Origin of the sequence: Streptomyces sp. NBC_00829 (genome assembly GCF_045161795.1) — a bacterium.
Taxonomy (GTDB): Bacteria; Actinomycetota; Actinomycetes; order Streptomycetales; family Streptomycetaceae; genus Streptomyces.
In genome coordinates this window covers 4,273,900-4,295,293 of sequence record NZ_CP108867.1, presented here as the reverse complement: position 1 = coordinate 4,295,293, position 21,394 = coordinate 4,273,900, and the positions used below count along the sequence as shown (strand labels likewise).

Here is a 21,394-nt window from a genome sequence, read left to right as displayed (position 1 = left end):
TGATCCCAACCAACCGTGCCGAATAGTCAACGTTCCACCCATGAGCTAACCACCGCAGAACATTCGCCTGCGTTATGGCTCTGGACCCCTTTGACAGGGCCTAGATGCTCCTTAGAAAGGAGGTGATCCAGCCGCACCTTCCGGTACGGCTACCTTGTTACGACTTCGTCCCAATCGCCAGTCCCACCTTCGACAGCTCCCTCCCACAAGGGGTTGGGCCACCGGCTTCGGGTGTTACCGACTTTCGTGACGTGACGGGCGGTGTGTACAAGGCCCGGGAACGTATTCACCGCAGCAATGCTGATCTGCGATTACTAGCAACTCCGACTTCATGGGGTCGAGTTGCAGACCCCAATCCGAACTGAGACCGGCTTTTTGAGATTCGCTCCGCCTCACGGCATCGCAGCTCTTTGTACCGGCCATTGTAGCACGTGTGCAGCCCAAGACATAAGGGGCATGATGACTTGACGTCGTCCCCACCTTCCTCCGAGTTGACCCCGGCAGTCTCCTGTGAGTCCCCATCACCCCGAAGGGCATGCTGGCAACACAGAACAAGGGTTGCGCTCGTTGCGGGACTTAACCCAACATCTCACGACACGAGCTGACGACAGCCATGCACCACCTGTATACCGACCACAAGGGGGGCACCATCTCTGATGCTTTCCGGTATATGTCAAGCCTTGGTAAGGTTCTTCGCGTTGCGTCGAATTAAGCCACATGCTCCGCTGCTTGTGCGGGCCCCCGTCAATTCCTTTGAGTTTTAGCCTTGCGGCCGTACTCCCCAGGCGGGGAACTTAATGCGTTAGCTGCGGCACCGACGACGTGGAATGTCGCCAACACCTAGTTCCCAACGTTTACGGCGTGGACTACCAGGGTATCTAATCCTGTTCGCTCCCCACGCTTTCGCTCCTCAGCGTCAGTAATGGCCCAGAGATCCGCCTTCGCCACCGGTGTTCCTCCTGATATCTGCGCATTTCACCGCTACACCAGGAATTCCGATCTCCCCTACCACACTCTAGCTAGCCCGTATCGAATGCAGACCCGGGGTTAAGCCCCGGGCTTTCACATCCGACGTGACAAGCCGCCTACGAGCTCTTTACGCCCAATAATTCCGGACAACGCTTGCGCCCTACGTATTACCGCGGCTGCTGGCACGTAGTTAGCCGGCGCTTCTTCTGCAGGTACCGTCACTTTCGCTTCTTCCCTGCTGAAAGAGGTTTACAACCCGAAGGCCGTCATCCCTCACGCGGCGTCGCTGCATCAGGCTTTCGCCCATTGTGCAATATTCCCCACTGCTGCCTCCCGTAGGAGTCTGGGCCGTGTCTCAGTCCCAGTGTGGCCGGTCGCCCTCTCAGGCCGGCTACCCGTCGTCGCCTTGGTAGGCCATCACCCCACCAACAAGCTGATAGGCCGCGGGCTCATCCTTCACCGCCGGAGCTTTCAACCCCTCCCCATGCGAGGAAGAGTGGTATCCGGTATTAGACCCCGTTTCCAGGGCTTGTCCCAGAGTGAAGGGCAGATTGCCCACGTGTTACTCACCCGTTCGCCACTAATCCACCCCGAAGGGCTTCATCGTTCGACTTGCATGTGTTAAGCACGCCGCCAGCGTTCGTCCTGAGCCAGGATCAAACTCTCCATGAATGTTTTCCCGTAATCGGGATGAACACCACAAGAGCGGAACAGCCGGTCGGAATAAGACCGACTGTTCACAGCGTCCTCGCTGTGTCAATTGCCTACCCGCCCACAAAGGGCCAAGATAGGACTTTCAAAGGAACCACGCCCTGCCGAAGCAGAGACGGGGTATCAACATATCTGGCGTTGACTTTTGGCACGCTGTTGAGTTCTCAAGGAACGGACGCTTCCTTCGTACTCACCCTCTCGGGCTTTCCTCCGGGCGCTTCCCTTCGGTCTTGCGTTTCCGACTCTATCAGACTCTTTCGCGTCCGATTCCCTGTCGGCGGGCTTTCACCCTCCGGCCTTTCGGCTTTCCGGTGATTCCGACTCTACCAGATCCTTTCGGGCCTGATTCCCGGTCGAACTCGGGTTGCCTTTCCGGCCGTTGAGCCGTTCCGACGTCCCAAACTCTAGCGGATTTCCCGGGCGACTCATAATCGAGTCTTCGAAATGAATTTCGGCATGCCGAAATTCTTCCCGGCTGGGAGATCGTGCTGAGTTGGGTTGCCGCATTCGCGGCGGGAGTGGCTGTCGAGGAACCGATCGGCCCCGCGACAACTCGAAGAACCTTACGGACTGGTGAAGAGTGTGTCAACTCCAGTCGCCCGGGTCCGGCCACCGTTCTAGTCCAGGTCGGTGAGCCTGCCGCCGGCGTCCGGCTGAGCGTGCTCCACGCGGCGCAGAACGCGGATCAGGAGCTCGCCGAGCGAGCTCCGTTCCTCCGGCGAGAGGTCCTGGAGCAGGTCCTCCTCGAAGTCCGTGGCCATGCGCATGGCCTCCTGCCACTTCGTACGGCCCTCGTCGGTCAGCTCCACGATGACCCGCACCCGGTTGGTCTCGTCGCGGTCCCGCGTGACCAGGCCCTCGCCCGCCATGCGGTCGATGCGGTGGGTCATCGCGGCCGGGGTGAGTCCCAGCCGCTTGGCAAGCTCACCAGGGCCCATCCGATACGGGGAGCCCGAGAGCACCAGGCTCTTGAGGACCTCCCACTCGGCGTTGCTGATGCCGAGGTCGGCGACCTGGCGGCCGTACGCCACATTCATCCGGCGGTTTAGCCGGCCGAGGGCCGAGACGACCTTTTCCACCTGGGGGTCGAGGTCTCCGAACTCGCGCTGATAGACCGCGATCTGTTCGTCGAGGCTCGGCTCGTGAAGGCCCGCGGGCGCTCCGGGGCCGGGTGAGGCAGGGCCCTCGGGGGTCTCGGTCGGCATGCACTGAAGTATCGCACGGTGTGCGTTGGCGTTGAAGTCCTTCACTGTGTATTGTTGAGGTTCTAACTTTAGCGTTGAAGTCTTCAGACTTCAGTCCTTCAGAACATGAGGCAGGTGAGTGTGACCAGGGCGATGGGCGCTGCGATGCGCCGGATTCAGGCGGGGAACGCGCTGAGCGCGTTCGGACTCGGCTTCACCGTTCCCTATCTGTATGTCTATGTGGCACAGGTACGGGATCTGGGCGCGTCGACGGCGGGGGCCGTCCTCGCGGTCTTTGCGATGGCCGCGCTCGTCGCCCTGCCGTTCACCGGGCGGATCATCGACCGGCGCGGGCCGCTGCCCGTGCTGACCGGGGCCGCCGTGCTCGCCTCCCTGGGGGCGGCGTCGATGGGGCTGGCGGCGAGCGTGCCGGCCGCCGTGCTGTCCGCGGCCCTGCTCGGTGCCGGCACGGCCGTGATGCAGCCGGCCCTGGCCACGATGATCGTGTGGTGCTCGGAAGCCACCACCCGCACGCGCGCCTTCGCCACACAGTTCTTCCTGCAGAACCTCGGGCTCGGCATCGGCGGTCTGATCGGCGGACACATCGTCGACGAGAGCCGGCCGAACAGCTTCACCCTGCTGTTCGGCATCGAGGCCGCGATGTTCCTGGTGCTCGCCGGGATCGTGCTCAGTGTGCGGCTGCCGCGCTCGTTCACGCTCCAGGAGACGCGGCCCACCGACGCCGAGGCCAAGGCCAGGGGCGGAATGCGCGCGCTGCTCGGCCACCGGGCCATGGTCCAGCTGTGCGTGCTCGGGTTCGTCCTCTTCTTCGCCTGCTACGGACAGTTCGAGTCGGGTCTCGCGGCGTACGGCACCGAGGCCGCCGGGATCGAGCCGGCCTCCTTGGGCACGGCGCTGGCGGCCAACACCGCGGTGATCGTGTTCGCGCAGTTCGTGGTGCTGAAGTTCGTCGAGCGCCGCAGGCGCAGCCGGGTGATCGCCGCTGTCGGGCTGATCTGGGCCGCCGCGTGGATCATGGCCGGTTACGCGGGCCTGGGGCACGGCAGCCAGGCGATGGCCACGGCCGCCTTCATCGCCACGTACGCGATGTTCGGGCTCGGCGAGGCGATGCTGTCGCCGACCGTCGCGCCGCTGGTCGCCGATCTTGCGCCGGAGTCGATGGTCGGGCAGTACAACTCGGCCTTCGCCCTGGTCAAGCAGCTCGCACTGGCGCTCGGTCCGGCCGTGGGCGGGCCCATGGGGGCCTCACTGCACGCGCCGTACATCGTGACGTTCGTGGTGTTCTCGGTGGGCATCAGCGTGCTGGCGCTGCGGCTGGGCCGACGGCTGACCCCCGTACAGGACAATCCCTCACTCGTCTCGAAGTCCCGGGTGGTGGCGCAGCACAAGCCGGCCGAGCACCTGGAGACGGCCGCCTAGGGTCTTTCGTTTGGATCAGGCCGGATTGGTGAGCGGGGTCTGGTGCCGTGGATCGCAAGGCGGAGGAGGGAGGCATGGCGGAGCCATGCCGACCGACGACAACACAGCGAGGCGCGGCACCAGGGCACGCGAGCCCGGCAAGATCCAAACGAAAGACCCTAGTCCCTCTCTAGGCGGCGGGCAGGGCGAACTCGCACCACACCGCCTTTCCGCCGCCCGGAGTGCGGCGGCTCCCCCAGGACGAGGCGATCGTCGCGACGATGGAAATCCCGCGGCCCGCCTCGTCCTCCGTTTCCGCGCGGCGGCGGCGCGGCAGATGGTCGTCGCCGTCCGTCACCTCGATGATCAGGCGCCGGTCGGTGCGGCGGAGTCCGAGGCGCATCGGCGGTGTGCCGTGCTGGAGGGAGTTGGCGACCAGTTCACTGGCCGCCAGCACGCCGAGGTCGTGCAGCTCGGGCGAGAAGCGCCAGGAGGCCAGCACGCCGGAGGCAAAGGCGCGGGCGCGGGGGGCCGCCTCGATGCCGCCAAGCAGTTCGAGCCCCGCGTTGTGGAAGAGCTCGGCCGACGGGCCCGTGCGCGTGGGGTGCTGGACGACCAGGACGGCCACGTCGTCGTCGTGCTCCGCGGTGACGCCCAGGGAGCGGATCAGCCGGTCGCAGACGACCTGCGGGGTGCCCGTCGCACCGGAGAGCGCGCGCTCCAGCGCGGCCACGCCCTCGTCGATGTCCTCGCCACGGCGCTCGATCAGTCCGTCCGTGTAGAGGACGGCGCTGGAGCCGGGCGGGAGGGCGATGACTCCCGAGGAGTGGAGCCAGCCGCCGGTGCCGAGAGGGGGACCTGTCGGCTCCTCGGCGCGGCGGACCGTGCCGTCGGCGTCGCGGACCATGATGGGGAGGTGGCCCGCCGAGGCGTAGACGAGCCGGCCCTCGTTGGGGTCGTGGACGGCGTAGACACAGGTGGCGATCTGGCTGGCGTCGATCTCGGCGGCGAGTCCGTCGAGCAGCTGGAGCACTTCGTGCGGCGGCAGGTCGAGCCGGGCGTAGGCCCGCACCGCGGTGCGCAGCTGGCCCATCACGGCCGCCGCGCGCACACCCCGGCCCATGACATCACCGATGACGAGCGCGGTGCGGCCCGCGCCGAGCGTGATGACGTCGTACCAGTCGCCGCCGACCGCCGCGTCCGTGCCGCCCGGTTGGTATGTCGCGGCGATGCGCAGATCGTCGGGCTGCTCCAACTCCTGCGGGAGCAGGGATCTCTGCAGGGTGACGGCGGTCTCGCGGTGCCGGCGCTCGCTGGCGCGCAGCCGCTCCGCGGCCTCGGCGTGGTCGGTGACGTCGGCGGCGAAGACGAGGACGCCCCCGCCTTCCTTGGGGCTCTCGGCGGGCAGGCAGGTGACGGTGTACGAGCCGCCGCCACGCACCTTGCGGGACTTGACCGTACGGGACTTGCCGCTGCGCAGGACCTGGTCCATCAGCGGCAGCAGACCCAGCTCGGTCAGCTCGGGGCAGACGTCGGCCGCCGCGCTCCCGGCCGGGCGTGGGCCGAAGGCCGCGGCGTAGGCGTCGTTGACATACGCGACGCGGTGCTCCGGGCCGTGGACCAGGGCCACCAGGGCGGGGAGGTCGCCGAGGATCTCGCGGACGGAGAAGTCGTCGAGGGCGGGGACGTCGGGCAGCGACTCCGGACACCGGCCGAACTCGCCGCGAGCCGCGGGCACGGAGCCTTCGCCTCGCTGGGCCGGGGAGATCCCGAGGCCGGTCCTCCGCGCCGCGGCGCGACGCTGCGTACCGGGGAGCCTTGCGCTCCAACGCGTGAAGTTCACTGACTTTCTAGCCTCAATGCTTGTCGCCAAGGGTCACTCTGTGCAGGTGTGAGCCCACCTATGGTCACACGTCCAGTGTGACGGACCGGACTGACAGTCCTCGCTGTCTACTTCCCCCCGGAGCCGTCGCCTGGCCGGTTGTGCGACCCGTTCCTGTGTGCGTCGGGCCCGTGTCCGGGGCGTCTGCCCGCGGCCAGTTCGAACTCGGCGCGCGGGTGCTCCAGCGAGCCGAGGGAGACGATCTCGCGCTTGAAGAGCCCGGAGAGGGTCCACTCGGCGAGCACACGGGCCTTGCGGTTGAAGGTCGGGACGCGGCTGAGGTGGTAGACGCGGTGCATCAGCCAGGCCGGGTATCCCTTGAGCTTACGGCCGTAGCCATGGGCGACACCCTTGTGGAGGCCGAGGGAGGCGACGGAGCCGACGTACTTGTGTGCGTACTCCTTGAGGGGCTCACCCCGCAGGGACGCCACGATGTTCTCGGCGAGCACCTTGGTCTGGCGCACGGCGTGCTGGGCGTTGGGGGCGGTCTCCTTGCCCTTCTCGTCGGAGGTGACGTCCGGGACGCCCGCGGCGTCGCCTGCCGCCCACGCGTGGTCGACGCCGGCGACGGTCAGTTGGGCGGTGCACCTGAGGCGGCCGCGTTCGGTGAGGGGCAGATCCGTGGCGGAGAGGATGGGCGCGGGCTTGACGCCCGCGGTCCACACGACGGTCCGGGTCGGGAAACGCGTGCCGTCGCTGAGGACGGCGACGCGGTCCTCGCAGGAGTCCAGGCGTGTTTCGAGGCGTACGTCGATATTGCGGGCGCGCAGCTCACGGACGGCGTACTTGCCCATCTCCTCGCCGACCTCGGGAAGGATGCGGTTGCTGGCCTCGACGAGGATCCACTTCAGGTCGTCGGCCTTGATGTTGTGGTAGTAGCGCGTGGTGTAGCGGGCCATGTCCTCCAGTTCGGCGAGGGCCTCGACGCCGGCGTAGCCCCCGCCGACGAAGACGAAGGTGAGGGCCGCGTCGCGGATCGCGGGATCGCGGGTGGAGGAGGCGATGTCCATCTGCTCGATGACGTGATTGCGCAGGCCGATGGCTTCCTCGACGGTCTTGAAGCCGATGGCGTACTCGGCGAGACCGGGGATCGGAAGGGTGCGCGAGACCGATCCGGGCGCGAGGACGAGTTCGTCGTATGTGATCTCCACCGCGCCGGTGCCCTCCTCGGCGGTGGCGAGGGTGGTGACGGTCGCCGTGCGCTTGGCGTGGTCGATGGTCTTGGCCTCGCCGATGAGGATCGTGCACCTGTCCAGAACTCGCCGCAGCGGGACCACGACATGGCGGGGAGAGATGGAACCGGCCGCTGCTTCCGGGAGGAACGGCTGATAGGTCATGTACGGATCGGGCGTGACCACGATGATCTCCGCCTCGCCGCTCGTGAGCTCCTGCTTCAGCTTCCGCTGGAGACGCAGAGCCGTGTACATCCCGACGTAGCCACCGCCGACGACGAGAACGCGCGTCCCCGACGGGGGGCCGGGGGGCGTCCCCCGGAAGTTAGAGGCCTTCACCACCCCATGACGCAACGGCGTCGGTCGTTTGTCCACAGCCCCGGCAAATTGTGTGACCGCAGGCTTTGCGCCACCGTGCGCGGGCGTGGTGGCGACTGAGAGTAAAGATGTGCAGGTCAGAAGGTATATGAGGGGTGGCGCGATGGGGCGTAATAGGGAACGTTCCGGTCCTTGCTCCGATCGGGGGGCGCTCCGTGCGGAACTACCCCCTTCTGAATTGACCCCGGCTCAACTATGTTCGTACCTCGTCGGGGTGCCCGGACTAGGCACGCCCGACGGACGGGGGCTGGAACGTCTCCGGGGGGAGACATCATGACCGGGGGAACGTGTATGACCATTCAGGATTCTCATTGGCAGGCTGCTGTCGTACCGGCTTCGGAGGCGGACGGCAACGGACGGGCGGGATCCGGCGGAGCCGGCCGCTCGGCGCCGCTGCGCGTGGACGCGCAGCGCAACCTCGAGCATGTCCTTCGGGCGGCGCGCGAGGTGTTCGGCGAGCTGGGCTACGGAGCGCCGATGGAGGACGTGGCGCGCCGGGCCAGGGTCGGCGTCGGGACGGTGTACCGCCGCTTCCCGAGCAAGGATGTGCTGGTGCGGCGGATAGCCGAGGAGGAGACCTCCCGGCTGACCGAGCAGGCGCGTGCGGCACTTGGGCAGGAGGAGGAGCCGTGGTCGGCGCTCTCCCGGTTCCTGCGCACATCGGTGGCTTCGGGTGCGGGACGGCTGCTGCCTCCGCAGGTGCTGCGGGTGGGCGTGGAGCCGGACGAGCCGTCGGCCGTCGGTCAGGATGAGGTGCGGGTGCCGCAACAGCGGGTCGGCGACCAGCCCGAGCTTCGGGTGGTCGGGCCGCGTTCGGCGCCTGCGGAGGAACTGCTGGATACGGGTGCGGCGGAACTGCTGGAGGTCGTCGGGCAGTTGGTCGACCGGGCCAGGGCGGCGGGTGAGCTGCGCGACGATGTGACCGTGGCGGATGTGCTGCTGGTGATAGCCACGGCGGCGCCTTCGCTACCGGACGCGGCGCAGCAGGCGGCGGCTTCGGCGCGTCTCCTCGACATCCTGCTGGAAGGGCTGCGGCCGCGGGCTGCCTGATCTGCGGTCGTGCCGTGATCTGCGACGTCAACTGACCTCTGGGTAAGGATCGTTCAGTCTCCTCGAACGAGTGAAGAAGGGGGGCTCAGTTCGGGGAGTCACCCCGGATGGTTGCCGGGCACAGGGGTTTGGTGTGCTGCCACTCTGTGGCACTCTGGGCCCGGTGTTTGGGACTGCTGGTGCTACGGGGGCTTCCGCGATGAGCGGTGAGGGTCAGGTCGAGTCACTCGGCGGCGCAGGCGGCGCGGACGCGGCCGGGCTGCGCTGGCGACACGTGCCCAGCCAGGGCGGGGCGAGTGGCCCTTCCCGCGCCATCGGTCCTGGTGCGGGTGGTCCTGGCTCGGGCGGTCCCGGCTCGGGTGGGCAGGACGAACGCTCCGTTCCGGCGCAGCGCGAGGGTGGCTCGCTGGGGTCCGTGCTGCCGGCTCCGCACGAACTGCCGTTGTCCGACGCCGCGCTGATCCGGCGTATGCGCGAAGGCGACGACAGTGCGTACGAGGAGCTCTTCCGCCGCCACTCGGAGTCCGTGCGCAGGTACGCGCGCACCTGCTGCCGGGACGCGCACACAGCAGAGGATCTGACGGCCGAGGTGTTCGCCAGGACCCTCCAGGCGGTGCGCGGAGGCTCGGGGCCCGAGCAGGCGCTGCGGGCGTATCTGCTCACGACCGTGCGGCGGGTCGCCGCGGCCTGGACGAAGACGGCCAGGCGGGAGCAACTGGTCGAGGACTTCGCGGTGTTCGCCGCGGAGTCCGCCCGCAGCTCGGCCCCCGTCAGCGACGACGCGCTCGATCTCGGCGCCGACGTACAGGCCATGCACGAGGCGGAGCAGTCACTCGCGCTCCAGGCATTCCGTTCACTGCCCGAGCGCTGGCAGGCCGTGCTCTGGCACACCACCGTCGAGGAGGAGTCGCCGAGCAAGGTCGCTCCGCTGTTCGGACTGACCGCCAATGCCACGGCGGTGCTGGCAAGCCGGGCCCGCGAAGGGCTCAAGCAGGCCTATCTGCAGGCGCATGTGAGCTCGGCGCTCACCTCCGGTGGCGACTGCGCGCGGTATGCCGACCGGCTGGGGGCCCATGCCCGCGGCGGTCTGCGGATGCGTGCCGAGCGGGGACTGCGCAAGCACCTGGAGGAGTGCGTCAAGTGCCGGCTCGCCGCGGGCGAGCTGGCACACGTCAACGCCGGGATCCCGGCGCTGCTTCCGGTCGCGGTCATCGGCTGGTTCGCCGCCGGATACTCCCTCAAGGCGGCCGGCATGGTCGTCGGCGGGGCCGCCGGGGCCGCGGGAGCCGGCGCGGCAGCCGCCGCCGCGGGGGGCACGTCGAGCTCCACCGGGGGCGCGGCCTGTGGTGCCGTCGCGGAGGGACTGGGCGCCCCGGCGAAGGCCGGGATCGCCGCGGCGGCGGCAGTCTCCGCTGCAGCCGGACTCCTGTGGGCGTTCTCGGGCGGCCCCGCGCCCGCGCCGAAGCCCGAGGCGAAGCACGCCGCCCTGGTGCCCGTCGCACCGCGTAAGCCCGCGCCGTCGCCCAGGCCCGAGCCTGCGGGACCACCCTTGGCGGAGCCGGGTGCGCCGCCGGAGAAACCCTCACCGCAGGTGACCCCCGCCGTCCTGCAGCCGAAGCCGATACCCACGCCGGTGCCATCCGCCCGGCCCGCGCCCGAGGCGCCCGAGCCGCCCACCCGCTCCGCCTCGTCCGCCTCACCCGCCCCCACGCCGACGAAGCCGGCACCCACCCCGAAGGTCTACCAGCTCAACCGGCTGAAGTACGAGGTCTTCGGCGACCACACCGGGCCCGAGGTACGGCTCGGCCGGGGCAGCTGGATCTGGCAGCGCTGGGACGTGTCCATCTCCGGCAAGCGGTACGGCCACGGGGTGACCGTGCACGCCACATCGTCGGTCACCATCGACCTGAACCGCCGGTGCACGTCCTTCGACGCGCTCGTCGGAGTCGACGACCTGAGCCGGGGCCGGCGCCTGGGCGCGATGCGCTTCTCCGTGTACGGCGACGGAGCCTGGCTGTGGCGTTCCCCGGTGGTGCACGGCAGGGACGCGGCCGTGCCGGTGCATGTGCCGCTCGCCGGGCTGAAGACGATCCGACTGGTCGTCTCCCCGCACACGGCACGGGACTCGGCGGCGCTCGGCGACTGGGCCCAGTCGCAGATCAGCTGCAACTGACGGGCCCGGCCCCCGGCCTGTCCCCGGCCACGACCCCGGGTACGTCCCCCGCCCCGGTCGCCTGTCCGTCCCCGGCCCCGGCCGCCGCCTCCAGCAGGCCGACGGCCGCGGGGACGGTGAGAGCGCGGCCCGTGGCGCGCTCCTCCTCGTACCGCTCGGCGCCGAGCTCCTCGTAGGCGCGCGCGAGGACGCCTTCGGCGGCCAGCCGCTCCGGCACCGAGCGGGGGCTGCCCACACGCCAGGAGTCCGCGGCGGCCATGAGCCGTACGGACGAGGAGAGTTGGCCCAGCAACGGCAGAACCACCGCGGCGCTGTCGGCGAGGTGCGCCGTGATGAACTCCGCGCACCGGGCGTCCCACGCCCTGCGGAGCGCCGCGGCCAGCCCTCGTACGGCGACCCGGGGCCCGTCCGGTTCGTACGCGGCGAGCCGGGCGTCGAGGCCGTCCATGACCACTTCGAAGTGCACGGGCGGGCTGCCGTGCTCGCTGTGGGCGCGCGCCTTGTCGATCATCCGGCGGGCTTCGGCGTGCTCGCCCCGGTACAGGGCGATCACCGCCCGCATGACCGCCACGTACGAGCGGGCGTCCGCGACGTTGTAGCGCTCCGCCTCCTGGGACGCCTCGTCGAAACCCTTCTCGGCGGCGTCCGTGTCCCCCGCCCGGAAGGAGAGTTCGGCGAGACGGCCGATGAGAAAGGGCGAGTCGGCGTGCGCGCCGACCTCGCGGGCGAGAGCCAGAGCCTCCTCGTACGCGACCTTGGCCTCGGCGTAGCGGCCACGCATCATCCCCGCCTCGGCCGCGGCGCTCGCCGTCTGCGCCCGCATCCACCGGTCGCCGACGCGGCGGCTCAGTTCCCGCAGCAGGACCAGGTCGTCGTCGACACCGGGCATGCCCCCGGGCATGTCGACGACGAGATGGGTGCGGAACATCAGCATGGCGCCGTACTCCCACTCGCCGCCGTGCTCACGACAGTTGGCGACGGCCGCCTCCAGCTTCAGGCGGACGTCGGCCGTGTCGTCCGTCAGGAACGACGCCATCGGCCACAGGAGCCCCGGGAAACGGGCGGCCTCGGGTCCGGCCCGGCTGAAGGCATCCCGCACCCGGCGTAACAGCGCCATCGTCTCGGGGTTGTCCCACAGCCGTTCGGAGCCGCGGCTCTCCATGGCGAGGAAGAACTGCAGCATGCGCAGATGCATCCGGGGCCAGTGGCGCGGGTCGTCCTCGCCGTCCGGTTCCGGGGCGAGATCCACGGTGCGATCCACCCAGGACAGTCCCTCGGGGCGGTAGTTGCGCAGCCCCCAGAACCAGCCCATACCGAAGACCAGCCGCAGCGCCGACGCTTCGTCGCGGCTCTCGACGACGGCGCGGTGCAGGGCCGCGCGGATGTTGTCGAGGTCCGCTTCGAGACGGCGGATCCAGGGGAGCTGGTCCGCCGAACGCAGCCGTGGATCGGCCTCCTCGACGAGGGCGGCGAAGTACTCGGTGTGTGCGCGGGCGGCAGCGGCCCGCACGCCCGGGGCCTCGGCGGCGCGCTTGTTCGCGTACTCGTGGATGGTCTCCAGCAGGCGGTAGCGCATCTCGCCGTCGGGTGTGGGGGTGGCGGTGACGAGGGACTTGTCGACGAGCGCGCCGAGATGTTCGGCCGCGTCGCCGCAGACGGCCTCGGCCGCGGGGAGGTCCCAGCCGCCCGCGAACACGGCGAGCCCCCGCAGGAGGGTGCGCTCCGGCTCCTCCAGCAGGTCCCAGGACCAGTCGACGACGGCGCGCAGGGTCTGCTGGCGCGGCAGTACGGTGCGGCTTCCGCTGGTCAGCAGGCGGAACCGGTCGTCGAGGCGGTCGGCGATCTGCCGGGGCGTGAGCATCCGCAGCCGGGCGGCGGCCAGTTCGATGGCCAGCGGCAGCCCGTCGAGCCGGTGACAGATCTCCGCGGACGCCTCCGGGTCGTCCTCGGTCCGGAAGCCCGGCCGCGCCGCGGCCCCGCGCTCCGCGAGCAGCCGCAGCGCCATCGGGTCCGGCAGCGGGTCCACCGGCCGCACCAACTCACCCGGCACGCCCAGCGGTTCCCGGCTGGTGGCGAGGATGCGCAGCCGGGGGCAGTGGGTGAGCAGGGTCTCGGCGAGCCCGGCGGCCACGGCGACGAGGTGTTCGCAATTGTCGAGTACGAGCAGGACGGCACGGCCGGTGAGGTGCTCGATCAGCCGGTCGGTGGGATCGGCCGGGGTCTGCTGGCCCTCGCGGGCGATGAGCGTGGTCTCGCGCAGGCCGAGTGCGGACAGTACGGCACCGGGGAGCGCGGCGGGATCGTCCAGCGGGGCGAGCTCGACGAGCCAGGCGCCGTCGTCGGCGGCGGGTGCGGCCTCCTCGGCGAGGCGCGTCTTGCCGGAGCCGCCGGGTCCGGTGAGGGTGACAAGGCGGGAACGGGTCAGGTCGGCGCGGATGACGCTCAGTTCGCTGTCGCGGCCGACGAAGGAGGTCAGGCGGGGCCGGAGATTGCCGCGAGGCTGCGGATCCGGCGGAGCGGGGGTCTCCAGCAGCTCCCGGTGCAGCGCGGTCAGTTCGGGCCCCGGGTCGGCTCCCAGCCCGTCGGCGAGGGCGCGGCGGGCCTCTTCGTACGCGACGAGGGCGTCCGCCTGGCGGCCGTCGGCCCGCAGCGCCCGGATGAGCAGCGCGCGGAACGGTTCGTGGTACGGGTGCGCCGCGGTGAGCTCCTGAAGCTCCGGTACGAGTCCTTCGGCGGCCCCGCGCGCGAGATCGGCCTCCACCCGCTGCTGGACCGCGGCGAGCCGCTGCGCCTCGGGCCGCGCGCCGTACTCCCCGTCGGGCAGATCGGCGAGCGCGGGGCCGCGCCACAGGGCGAGGGCGGTACGGAGGGTGCGGGCGGCGTCCTGGGGAGCCTGGGTCTGGGCCCGGCGGGTGAGGGTCTCGAAGACGAACAGATCGACGTCGTCCTCGGCGGCGGCGAGACGGTAACCGCCCGGGGCGCTCTGGACGGCGTCCTTGCCGAGGGCGCGCCTCAGCCGTCCGACGAGGGCCTGCAGGGCGGCGGGCGCGTCGTGCGGCTCGTCGCCGTCCCACACGCCGGCGACGAGTTCCCCGACGGACACGACCCGCCCGGTCCGCAGCGCGAGCACGGCCAGCAGCCGGCGGAGCCGGGGGCCGCCCAGGGGCAGCTCGGCTCCGTGCTGGTCGCGGGCCTCGGTCAGGCCGAGGATGAGATAGCGCACTGGGTCATTGTTACCGGGGGGTGGGGGTGTGCGGACGGGGTTTTTTCCGCGCCCTGCCCTGCGCGGCACGACCGGCGACGCCCGGACCACGCCGAGGACGGAACTGCGGCTGACGCGCACCGCCGAGGCGGGGGCACGCGTCGCAGTTGGCGAGCAGCCGAAACGCGCCACGTTCGCGGCGCCCGACCCGCACCGCCGGTACGCATCACAGCCTGCGCCCCCGCGCCCCGGCGCCCGCTTCGACATGTGGGATCCGGCTGCCGCGGGCGCGGTCATGGCGCACCGCCCGCGCCCTGGACGTCGCCTCGGCGTCGACGCCGAGGCGACGGGCTCACCCGGAACGCCCCCGGACGGTCACCGGCACCGCACCGGACACACCCGACACCCGCGCACCGCCGCCCGCAAACGCGCCGGGGCCCTACGCTCGCAACGTTCTCCGCTGCGGCACCCCGCCCGCCACCGCCCGCTGTCTCGGTGCCGCCGTCCCCGTCCAGCACGTCCCCCGCCGCGAGAGCAGCCTCCGCAGCCACAGTTCCGTGGAGATCAGGTCCGCCAGACCGTCCAGCGGTACCTGTTCCCCCTCCGACGCCGCACGCAGTGCCTTGCGTACCACCCGTGCTTCCACCAGGCCCGCGTCCGCCAGCAGGGGCGCGTCGAACAGGGCGATCAAGTGGGGGAGCGCCGCCCGCAGGCCCGTGCGGGTCGCGGCCGTCGAGGGGGCCTGGGTCGTCGCGCCCCAGCCGGGGGGCAGGTCGTGGATGCCCGCGCCCGCCAGGACCGCGCGGAGGATGTCCGCGCGGGCGCCCGGTCTGACCCGCAGGGATTCCGGCAGGTCGCGGCAGGCGCGTACGACCTGGTTGTCCAGAAAGGGCGCGTGCAGGCGCTGGCTGCGGACCTCCGCGGCCTGCTCCAGGATCCGCTGGTCCGATGCCTGGCGGGTCAGGGCCGCTCGCGCACGCGCCTCCCCGGGCCGCTGCACCGACACCGGCCGCGTCGCCGCCTCCATCAGGCGAACCGATACTTCAGCGAGTGCCTCGCCCGTCAGCCAGCACGCCGCGGGCCCCGGCCGGGACCACGTCAGGGCGGCGAGCGAGGCGTCGAGCGGGCCCGCACCGTTCAGCAGGCCGCCAGGGCGGTTGGCCTCCAGCAGGCGGTCCGCCGCCGTCTCCAGGCCGGTGCGGTAGGGCGTGCGGGCCAGCCGCCGTGCCGCCCGGTACACCGTCAGCGGGATGAACAGCGACTGCGGCGAGGGCCCTTCGGCTCGGGCGAGCGCGGCCACCGGCCGCATCAGATGGCGCCGCCGCCGGTCCAGGAGCAGGTCCGCGAGGCGCGCCGGATGCGCGTCGAGCACCTGCCGCGCGCCCGCCCCGGTGAAGTGGTCCGCGCTCCCCGCTGCCAGCCGGTTGCGATGGCGTTCCGCGGTGACGAGCGAGGGCGCTGGCTCATCGGTCAGCGGCCCGTCGAGTCCCGCGTACGGCAGACTCTCCTCGCCCGCCGCGACCACCACGTGGTGCAGCCGCGGATTCGCCGCGATCGTGCGCGCCCGTTCCAGTTCGGCCTCGTGCCCCCGCGTCGTCAGGTCGTTGAAGGTGACCGCGAGGAGCCTCTCCCCCGCGCCCGTGCCATGGCCGAGCACCGTGCCGGGCACTCCCGGCAGCCCCGCCGCCAGCAGGGCGAGCGTTCCGGACGCGCTGCCTCCGGAGAGATCGGCGCCGATGCCGGGCGCCGGGGCTCCGCGGGCGGCCCGGCGTGCGGCGGGCCCCATCCCGGGGACGGGCCCGGGGTCGGGCGGCTGGGTCTCCGGCGCGTGCCGGGGCGCGGTGAGCCGGGCCCGTACCGCGTCGATCAGGGCGTCCCGTACCCCCTCGACCGCGCGTTCCGCCTCGATCTGCGGCCCGGCGACGGCCAGCGAGGCCACGAGTTCGTAGCCGGTGATCTCGCGCGAGCCCTCGCGCAGGATCAGCGCGTGTCCGGGCGGGATGCGCCTGACCCCGGCGTACGGAGTGGAGTCGCGCAGCGCCTCCGGCGTCTCGGGGCAGGCGAGCAGTGCCGCCAAGTGTCCGATGTCCAGCTGCGCTTCGATGAGATCGGCGAGCGGCAGGGCGGCGGTCGCGAACGCGGTGCCGTTCGCCCAGGGCGTGTAGAAGACGGGTCTCGCCCCGGCGAGGTCCCCGGCGACCGTGATCCGGCGGCCGACCTGGACGACGGCCGTATAGCTGCCGGACCACGCGGTCAGATGCCGCAGCGCACCGCCGCGCGCGGCGAAGAGCCCCACCTTCAGTTCCTCGTCACTGGCGGCGCAACAGCCGAGGACGGCCAGCTTGGTGAAGGAGTCGACGGTGACGACGCGCACCTCGTCGGGACGCCAGTCGCCGACCGCCCAGAGCGGATCGGGGTCGCCCCACAGGAGCTGCGCGCCGACGGGGTGCACGGTGCGGCCCTCGTCGGGCGCGCCGACGACCCCGGCAGTACCGAAGTGTGCGGCGATACTGCTCCATCCGACCAACCACCGCATCGCGCCTCCACAGGCTGTGGACGAACCCGGATCCCGGGCCGTAGCCACTCGGAAACAGGGAGCCGGCCGGGAAACACGCAGCCGTCCGGGAACGAGTCACCGGCCGGAACATGCAGCCGTTCGGGAACATGCTGCCACGAAGGCGGCGTGCGGGAGGGGCTCCGGGTAGCGCGAGCAAAAAGGGAACACGCCCCTGGCATTGGCGATTTGCCGACGGTCCCGGGCGCGGCGAGGCGAGCGGCCGACACCCAGACGGGAGCAAAAGGGATGTGAAGGACAGTCGTCATTCAGCCAATCTGCTAGGCGTACAGACGTCCGTCACCCCTGTACACACACAGTCCGGGAGGCGCTTGTCGCCTCCCGGACCGGTCCGCCACCCGCGGGGATTGAGGCAGCGGATTCCCCCAGCCCACTGGTTCCAGTACGCAGTGGGCCGACCCACGCAGCACTCATCGAAGCGCTCCCCCACCAGCCGGGCCAGAGCGCACGGGCGGGCGCACGGCCACACACCCGGAGCACGCCAGGGGGCACGCCGGGACCCCGCCGCCGGCGGTCGGGCTGCTCCAACGCACAACAATCTCGCCATCCGGAACACCGCCCCTTAACGGTAGGGATGCGGCGAACTACCCTGTGTTCACTGATGTTCTCCCCAGGGGCGCATATTCCGTGGGGCTCGGCCAGACGCTTTTGCAGCCGGGACCCAGAAGCTGTTCACCGGGGAGAACACAGCACGAATGCCGTGCGCCCCGACAGCGACGCGGCGGCCGTCTGTGTGTCGAGGGGTGGCGCATGTCCAGGGAGCAACGCGGGCCGAACGAAAAACTCGGCACCGTTCTCGCCCTCGCGGGAATCAGCAACGCCGGCCTCGCCCGGCGGGTCAACGACCTCGGAGCGCAGCGCGGTCTGACCCTTCGCTACGACAAGACCTCGGTGGCGAGATGGGTCTCGAAGGGCATGGTGCCGCAGGGCGCCGCGCCCCATCTCATCGCCGCCGCGATCGGCGCCAAGCTGGGCCGTCCGGTGCCGTTGCACGAGATAGGCCTCGCGGACGCCGATCCGGCCCCCGAGGTCGGGCTGGCATTCCCGCGCGATGTGGGCGAGGCGGTGAAATCGGCCACCGAGCTCTACCGCCTGGATCTGGCGGGCCGCCGCGCGGGCAGCGGGGGCATCTGGCAGTCGCTGGCCGGTTCCTTCGCAGTGAGCGCTTACGCGACGCCCGCGTCCCGCTGGCTGATAACCCCCGCCGACTCCTCCGTCGAGCGTTCGGTGGACACAACGGATGACACTCCGGCCCGCGTGGGGCACAGCGACGTGGCGAAGCTGCGGGAGGCCGCGGAGGACGCCCGCCGCTGGGACTCCAAGTACGGCGGCGGGGACTGGCGTTCCTCGATGGTGCCGGAGTGTCTGAGGGTGGACGCGGCCCCGCTGCTGCTGGGCTCCTATTCGGACGAAGTGGGCCGGGCGCTGTTCGGCGCAACCGCCGAACTGACCCGGCTGGCCGGGTGGATGGCCTTCGACACCGGTCAGCAGGAGGCGGCCCAGCGGTACTACATCCAGGCGCTGCGCCTGGCCCGCGCGGCGGCCGACGTCCCGTTAGGCGGGTACGTCCTGGCCTCGATGTCGCTCCAGGCGACATACCGCGGCTTCGCGGACGAGGGTGTGGACCTCGCGCAGGCGGCGCTGGAGCGCAACCGTGGACTCGCCACGGCCCGCACAATGAGTTTCTTCCGGCTGGTGGAGGCGAGGGCGCATGCGAAGGCGAGCGACGCGCCGGCGGCCGGAGCCGCGCTCAAGGCGGCCGAGGGCTGGCTGGAGCGCTCGCGGGAGGGCGATGCCGACCCGTCCTGGCTCGGCTTCTACTCCTACGACCGCTTCGCCGCCGACGCGGCCGAGTGCTACCGCGATCTGAAGGCACCACGCCAGGTGCGGCGCTTCACCGAGCAGGCGCTGTCACGGCCGACGGAGGAGTTCGTACGCTCCCACGGCCTGCGGCTCGTGGTGTCGGCGGTCGCCGAGCTGGAGTCGGGGAACCTGGACGCGGCGTGCGCCGCGGGCACGCGCGCGGTGGAGGTCGCGGGACGGATCTCGTCGGCGCGGACCACGGAGTACGTACGGGATCTGCTGCACCGCCTGGAGCCGTACGGCGACGAGCCACGGGTGGCGGAGCTGCGGGAGCGGGCCCGGCCGCTGCTGGTGGCCCCGGCGTAGGCGGCACCGGGGCCGGCCCCCGGATCGAACCGGATCCGACCCCGGATCGGACCCCTGATTCATCTGGTTTAAGCGCATAGTCAGTGGGCCAGTGCACTATCGGGGTGGGAGGTGACGCGGTGACGGCGTCCGGGCAGGGCTCGGTGCGTGGCTTCGGCCATGCCTCCGGGCATGAGTTCGACTGTGACGTGCTGGTGATCGGCGGCGGGATCGTCGGCCTGTCGACGGCGTATGCCCTCACGCGTGCGGCTCCCGGCACCCGGGTGACGGTCCTGGAGAAGGAGTCCGGCCCGGCCAGGCACCAGACCGGGCGGAACAGCGGAGTGATCCACAGCGGGATCTACTACCGGCCCGGATCGCTCAAGGCGCGGTTCGCGGTGCGTGGCGCGGCGGAGATGGTGAAGTTCTGCGCGGAGTACGGCATCGCGCACCAGGTCACCGGCAAGCTGATCGTCGCCACCGGCCGGGACGAGCTCCCCCGGCTCCACGCCCTGGTCCAGCGCGGCCGGGAGAACGGCATTCCGGTGCGGGAGCTGGGTCCCGCACAGATCATGGAGTACGAGCCGCAGGTGCGGGGGCTTGCTGCGATCCACGTCGGGACGACCGGAGTGTGCGACTTCGGGAAGGTCGCGGCGCAGTTGGCGGCGGCCTCCGGGGCGGACGTCCGGTACGGCGAGGAAGTGGCCGCGATCGACCGCCGCGCCTGGGGTGTCGCGGTGCGGACCACGGCCGGGACGGTGGTCCGGGCGCGGGTCCTGGTGAACTGCGCGGGGCTGCACTGCGACCGGGTGGCGCGGCTGGCGGGCGACGACCCAGGGATGCGGATCGTCCCCTTCCGGGGCGAGTACTACGAGCTGGCGGATCCCTCGCTGGTCCACGGCCTGGTCTATCCCGTCCCCGACCCTGCCTTCCCCTTCCTCGGCGTGCATCTGACACGTGGCATCGACGGCGGCGTCCACGTCGGGCCGAACGCGGTCCCGGCGCTGGCCCGCGAGGGATACACCTGGTCGGCGGTGCGTCCGGGCGAGCTGGCCGGGACGCTGAGCTGGCCGGGCTCGTGGCGGATCGCGCGCAGACACTGGCGGTACGGAGCGGGGGAACTGCACCGCTCTCTGTCGAAACGTGCCTTCGCGACGGCTGTGGGCAGGCTGCTGCCGGCGGTTCGCGAGTCCGATCTGCGGCCGGCTGCGGCCGGAGTGCGGGCGCAGGCGGTGCTGCGCGACGGGACCCTGGTGGACGACTTCCTGATCCGCGAGGCCCCGCGGACGGTCCATGTGCTGAACGCACCGTCGCCGGCGGCGACGGCGTCACTCCCGATCGGCCGGGAGGTGGCGCGGAGGGCTCTGGACGCGCTGTCAGGCGGCCGGCTGGCGAGGGCGGGCCGGTAGGGGCCAGGGGTGGTTTTGCCCAGGGGCGGATTCGCCCGGGGGTGGATTCGCCCGGGGATGGATTCGCCCGGGGGTCATGTCCCCCACCCTGCTCTCCCCGCCTCGCCCCGGACCCGCCCCTGACCACCCTCGCCCCTCCCCGGACCCCGGTCCTGCGCCGGTCCCCCTGGCAGGCACAAGAGACCTCGGGGACGAAACGCCCCCGCGGCCCCCGGCGGGCTCCCCGGCCCGTCCGGCAATTGAGGACAAACCGACCGCCGTGGGACCCCGGCACACCCCGTAGAATCGACCCCACTGTGTCTGAGCTCCGAAACCACACCACCGACCTCGCCGCGCCCCCCATCCGCGCCAAGAGCGAGCCTCGTTTCCCCGGGGGGCCCGTCGCCGATCCCGCCGGGTCGCATCATGAGCGCCGCATTCGCAGCTTCCAGCCGCGGCGGAGCCGGGTGACCACCGGGCAGGGCGACGCGCTGGAGCGGCTGTGGCCCCTGTGGGGGCTCGACATCGACGGGCTGCGGGTGCTCGACCTCCACGAGATGTTCGGCGGGCTGCCCGTCGTCCTGGAGATCGGGTTCGGGATGGGCGAGGCCACAGCGCGGATGGCCGCCGCCGACCCCGGCACCGGGATTCTCGCCGTCGACGTCCACACCCCCGGCCAGGGCAATCTCCTCGCGCTCGCGGAGCGGAACGCACTGTCCAACATCCGGGTGGCCAACGGCGACGCGATCATCCTGCTGCGGGAGATGCTCCCGCTCGCCTCGCTGGACGGACTGCGGGTGTACTTCCCCGACCCCTGGCCCAAGAAGCGGCACCACAAGCGCCGGCTGATCCAGCCGGAGTTCCTGACCCTCGCCGCGCCGTATCTGAAGCCCGGCGCGGTCCTGCACTGCGCGACCGACTGGGAGCCGTACGCCGAGCAGATGCTCGACGTGCTCTCCGCGCATCCGGACTTCGAGAACACACAGGCGGACGGCGGTTTCGCCCCGCGCCCCGCCTTCCGGCCGCTCACACGGTTCGAGGGGCAGGGCCTGGACAAGGGCCACAAGGTCCACGACCTGCTGTTCCGCCGCCCGTTGGGGTCCGCGTAGCCGACTGGGGTGACGGACACCATCGCCAGGTGTC

11 protein-coding genes and 1 rRNA gene are annotated in these 21,394 nt (G+C 71.1%); 6 read left to right on the top strand and 6 right to left on the bottom strand.

Translation table 11 applies throughout. The features are described from left to right. Positions 1-115: 115 nt before the first annotated feature. Together OG293_RS18835 and OG293_RS18830 are read right to left on the bottom strand one after the other, a co-directional pair. Positions 116-1,641 (bottom strand): 16S ribosomal RNA (locus tag OG293_RS18835). Positions 1,642-2,297: 656 nt separating this feature from the next. Further along, positions 2,298-2,885, bottom strand: a complete 588-nt coding sequence (locus OG293_RS18830; protein ID WP_405999938.1) for a MarR family winged helix-turn-helix transcriptional regulator — start codon at positions 2,883-2,885, stop codon at positions 2,298-2,300. 144 nt (positions 2,886-3,029) lie between these two features. On the opposite strand from OG293_RS18830, the gene OG293_RS18825 reads away from it, so the two are divergent. Further along, complete coding sequence (locus OG293_RS18825) at positions 3,030-4,304, top strand: MFS transporter (protein WP_406003639.1); 1,275 nt, start codon at positions 3,030-3,032, stop codon at positions 4,302-4,304. Between the two features lie 169 nt (positions 4,305-4,473). Here the strand turns inward: OG293_RS18825 and OG293_RS18820 are convergent, their stop codons facing one another. Then, positions 4,474-6,126, bottom strand: coding sequence for a SpoIIE family protein phosphatase (locus OG293_RS18820; RefSeq protein ID WP_405999937.1), 1,653 nt, complete (start codon positions 6,124-6,126; stop codon positions 4,474-4,476). A 107-nt stretch (positions 6,127-6,233) separates the two neighbouring features. Then, positions 6,234-7,679, bottom strand: a complete 1,446-nt coding sequence (locus OG293_RS18815; RefSeq protein WP_405999936.1) for an NAD(P)/FAD-dependent oxidoreductase — start codon at positions 7,677-7,679, stop codon at positions 6,234-6,236. 327 nt (positions 7,680-8,006) lie between these two features. Between OG293_RS18815 and OG293_RS18810 the strand changes: the two genes are divergently transcribed. Both OG293_RS18810 and OG293_RS18805 read left to right on the top strand, forming a co-directional pair. Further along, a complete protein-coding gene (locus tag OG293_RS18810) occupies positions 8,007-8,765 on the top strand; it encodes a TetR/AcrR family transcriptional regulator (protein ID WP_405999935.1) in 759 nt (252 codons plus the stop codon). A 199-nt stretch (positions 8,766-8,964) separates the two neighbouring features. Beyond that, on the top strand, positions 8,965-10,938 hold the full coding sequence (locus OG293_RS18805; RefSeq protein ID WP_405999934.1) for a sigma-70 family RNA polymerase sigma factor: 1,974 nt from the start codon (positions 8,965-8,967) through the stop codon (positions 10,936-10,938). Here the strand turns inward: OG293_RS18805 and OG293_RS18800 are convergent. Next, positions 10,925-14,161, bottom strand: coding sequence for a BTAD domain-containing putative transcriptional regulator (locus tag OG293_RS18800; protein WP_405999933.1), 3,237 nt, complete (start codon positions 14,159-14,161; stop codon positions 10,925-10,927). The genes OG293_RS18805 and OG293_RS18800 overlap by 14 nt on opposite strands. Before the next feature lie 418 nt (positions 14,162-14,579). Next, entirely contained in the window at positions 14,580-16,676 is a 2,097-nt protein-coding gene (locus OG293_RS18795; RefSeq protein WP_405999932.1) for an asparagine synthase-related protein, read from the bottom strand. Between the two features lie 789 nt (positions 16,677-17,465). Between OG293_RS18795 and OG293_RS18790 the strand changes: the two genes are divergently transcribed. The 3 genes from OG293_RS18790 to trmB all read left to right on the top strand — a co-directional run bounded on the left by OG293_RS18790 (position 17,466) and on the right by trmB (position 21,360). Further along, positions 17,466-18,884 carry an MFS transporter gene (locus OG293_RS18790; protein WP_405999931.1) on the top strand — a complete coding sequence of 473 codons (1,419 nt, stop codon included), beginning with the start codon at positions 17,466-17,468 and terminating at the stop codon, positions 18,882-18,884. 119 nt (positions 18,885-19,003) lie between these two features. Next, on the top strand, positions 19,004-20,272 hold the full coding sequence (lhgO, locus tag OG293_RS18785) for an L-2-hydroxyglutarate oxidase (protein WP_405999930.1): 1,269 nt from the start codon (positions 19,004-19,006) through the stop codon (positions 20,270-20,272). 296 nt (positions 20,273-20,568) lie between these two features. Then, a complete protein-coding gene (trmB, locus tag OG293_RS18780; RefSeq protein WP_405999929.1) occupies positions 20,569-21,360 on the top strand; it encodes a tRNA (guanosine(46)-N7)-methyltransferase TrmB in 792 nt (263 codons plus the stop codon). Positions 21,361-21,394: the final 34 nt, after the last annotated feature.

Coding starts and splice junctions, on each gene's coding strand:
- OG293_RS18830 (WP_405999938.1), bottom strand. CDS start 2,885: ATGCCGACCGAGACCCCCGAGGGCCCTGCCTCACCCGGCCCCGGAGCG.
- OG293_RS18825 (WP_406003639.1), top strand. CDS start 3,030: ATGCGCCGGATTCAGGCGGGGAACGCGCTGAGCGCGTTCGGACTCGGC.
- OG293_RS18810 (WP_405999935.1), top strand. CDS start 8,007: ATGACCATTCAGGATTCTCATTGGCAGGCTGCTGTCGTACCGGCTTCG.
- OG293_RS18805 (WP_405999934.1), top strand. CDS start 8,965: ATGAGCGGTGAGGGTCAGGTCGAGTCACTCGGCGGCGCAGGCGGCGCG.
- OG293_RS18795 (WP_405999932.1), bottom strand. CDS start 16,676: ATGCGGTGGTTGGTCGGATGGAGCAGTATCGCCGCACACTTCGGTACT.
- OG293_RS18790 (WP_405999931.1), top strand. CDS start 17,466: ATGTCCAGGGAGCAACGCGGGCCGAACGAAAAACTCGGCACCGTTCTC.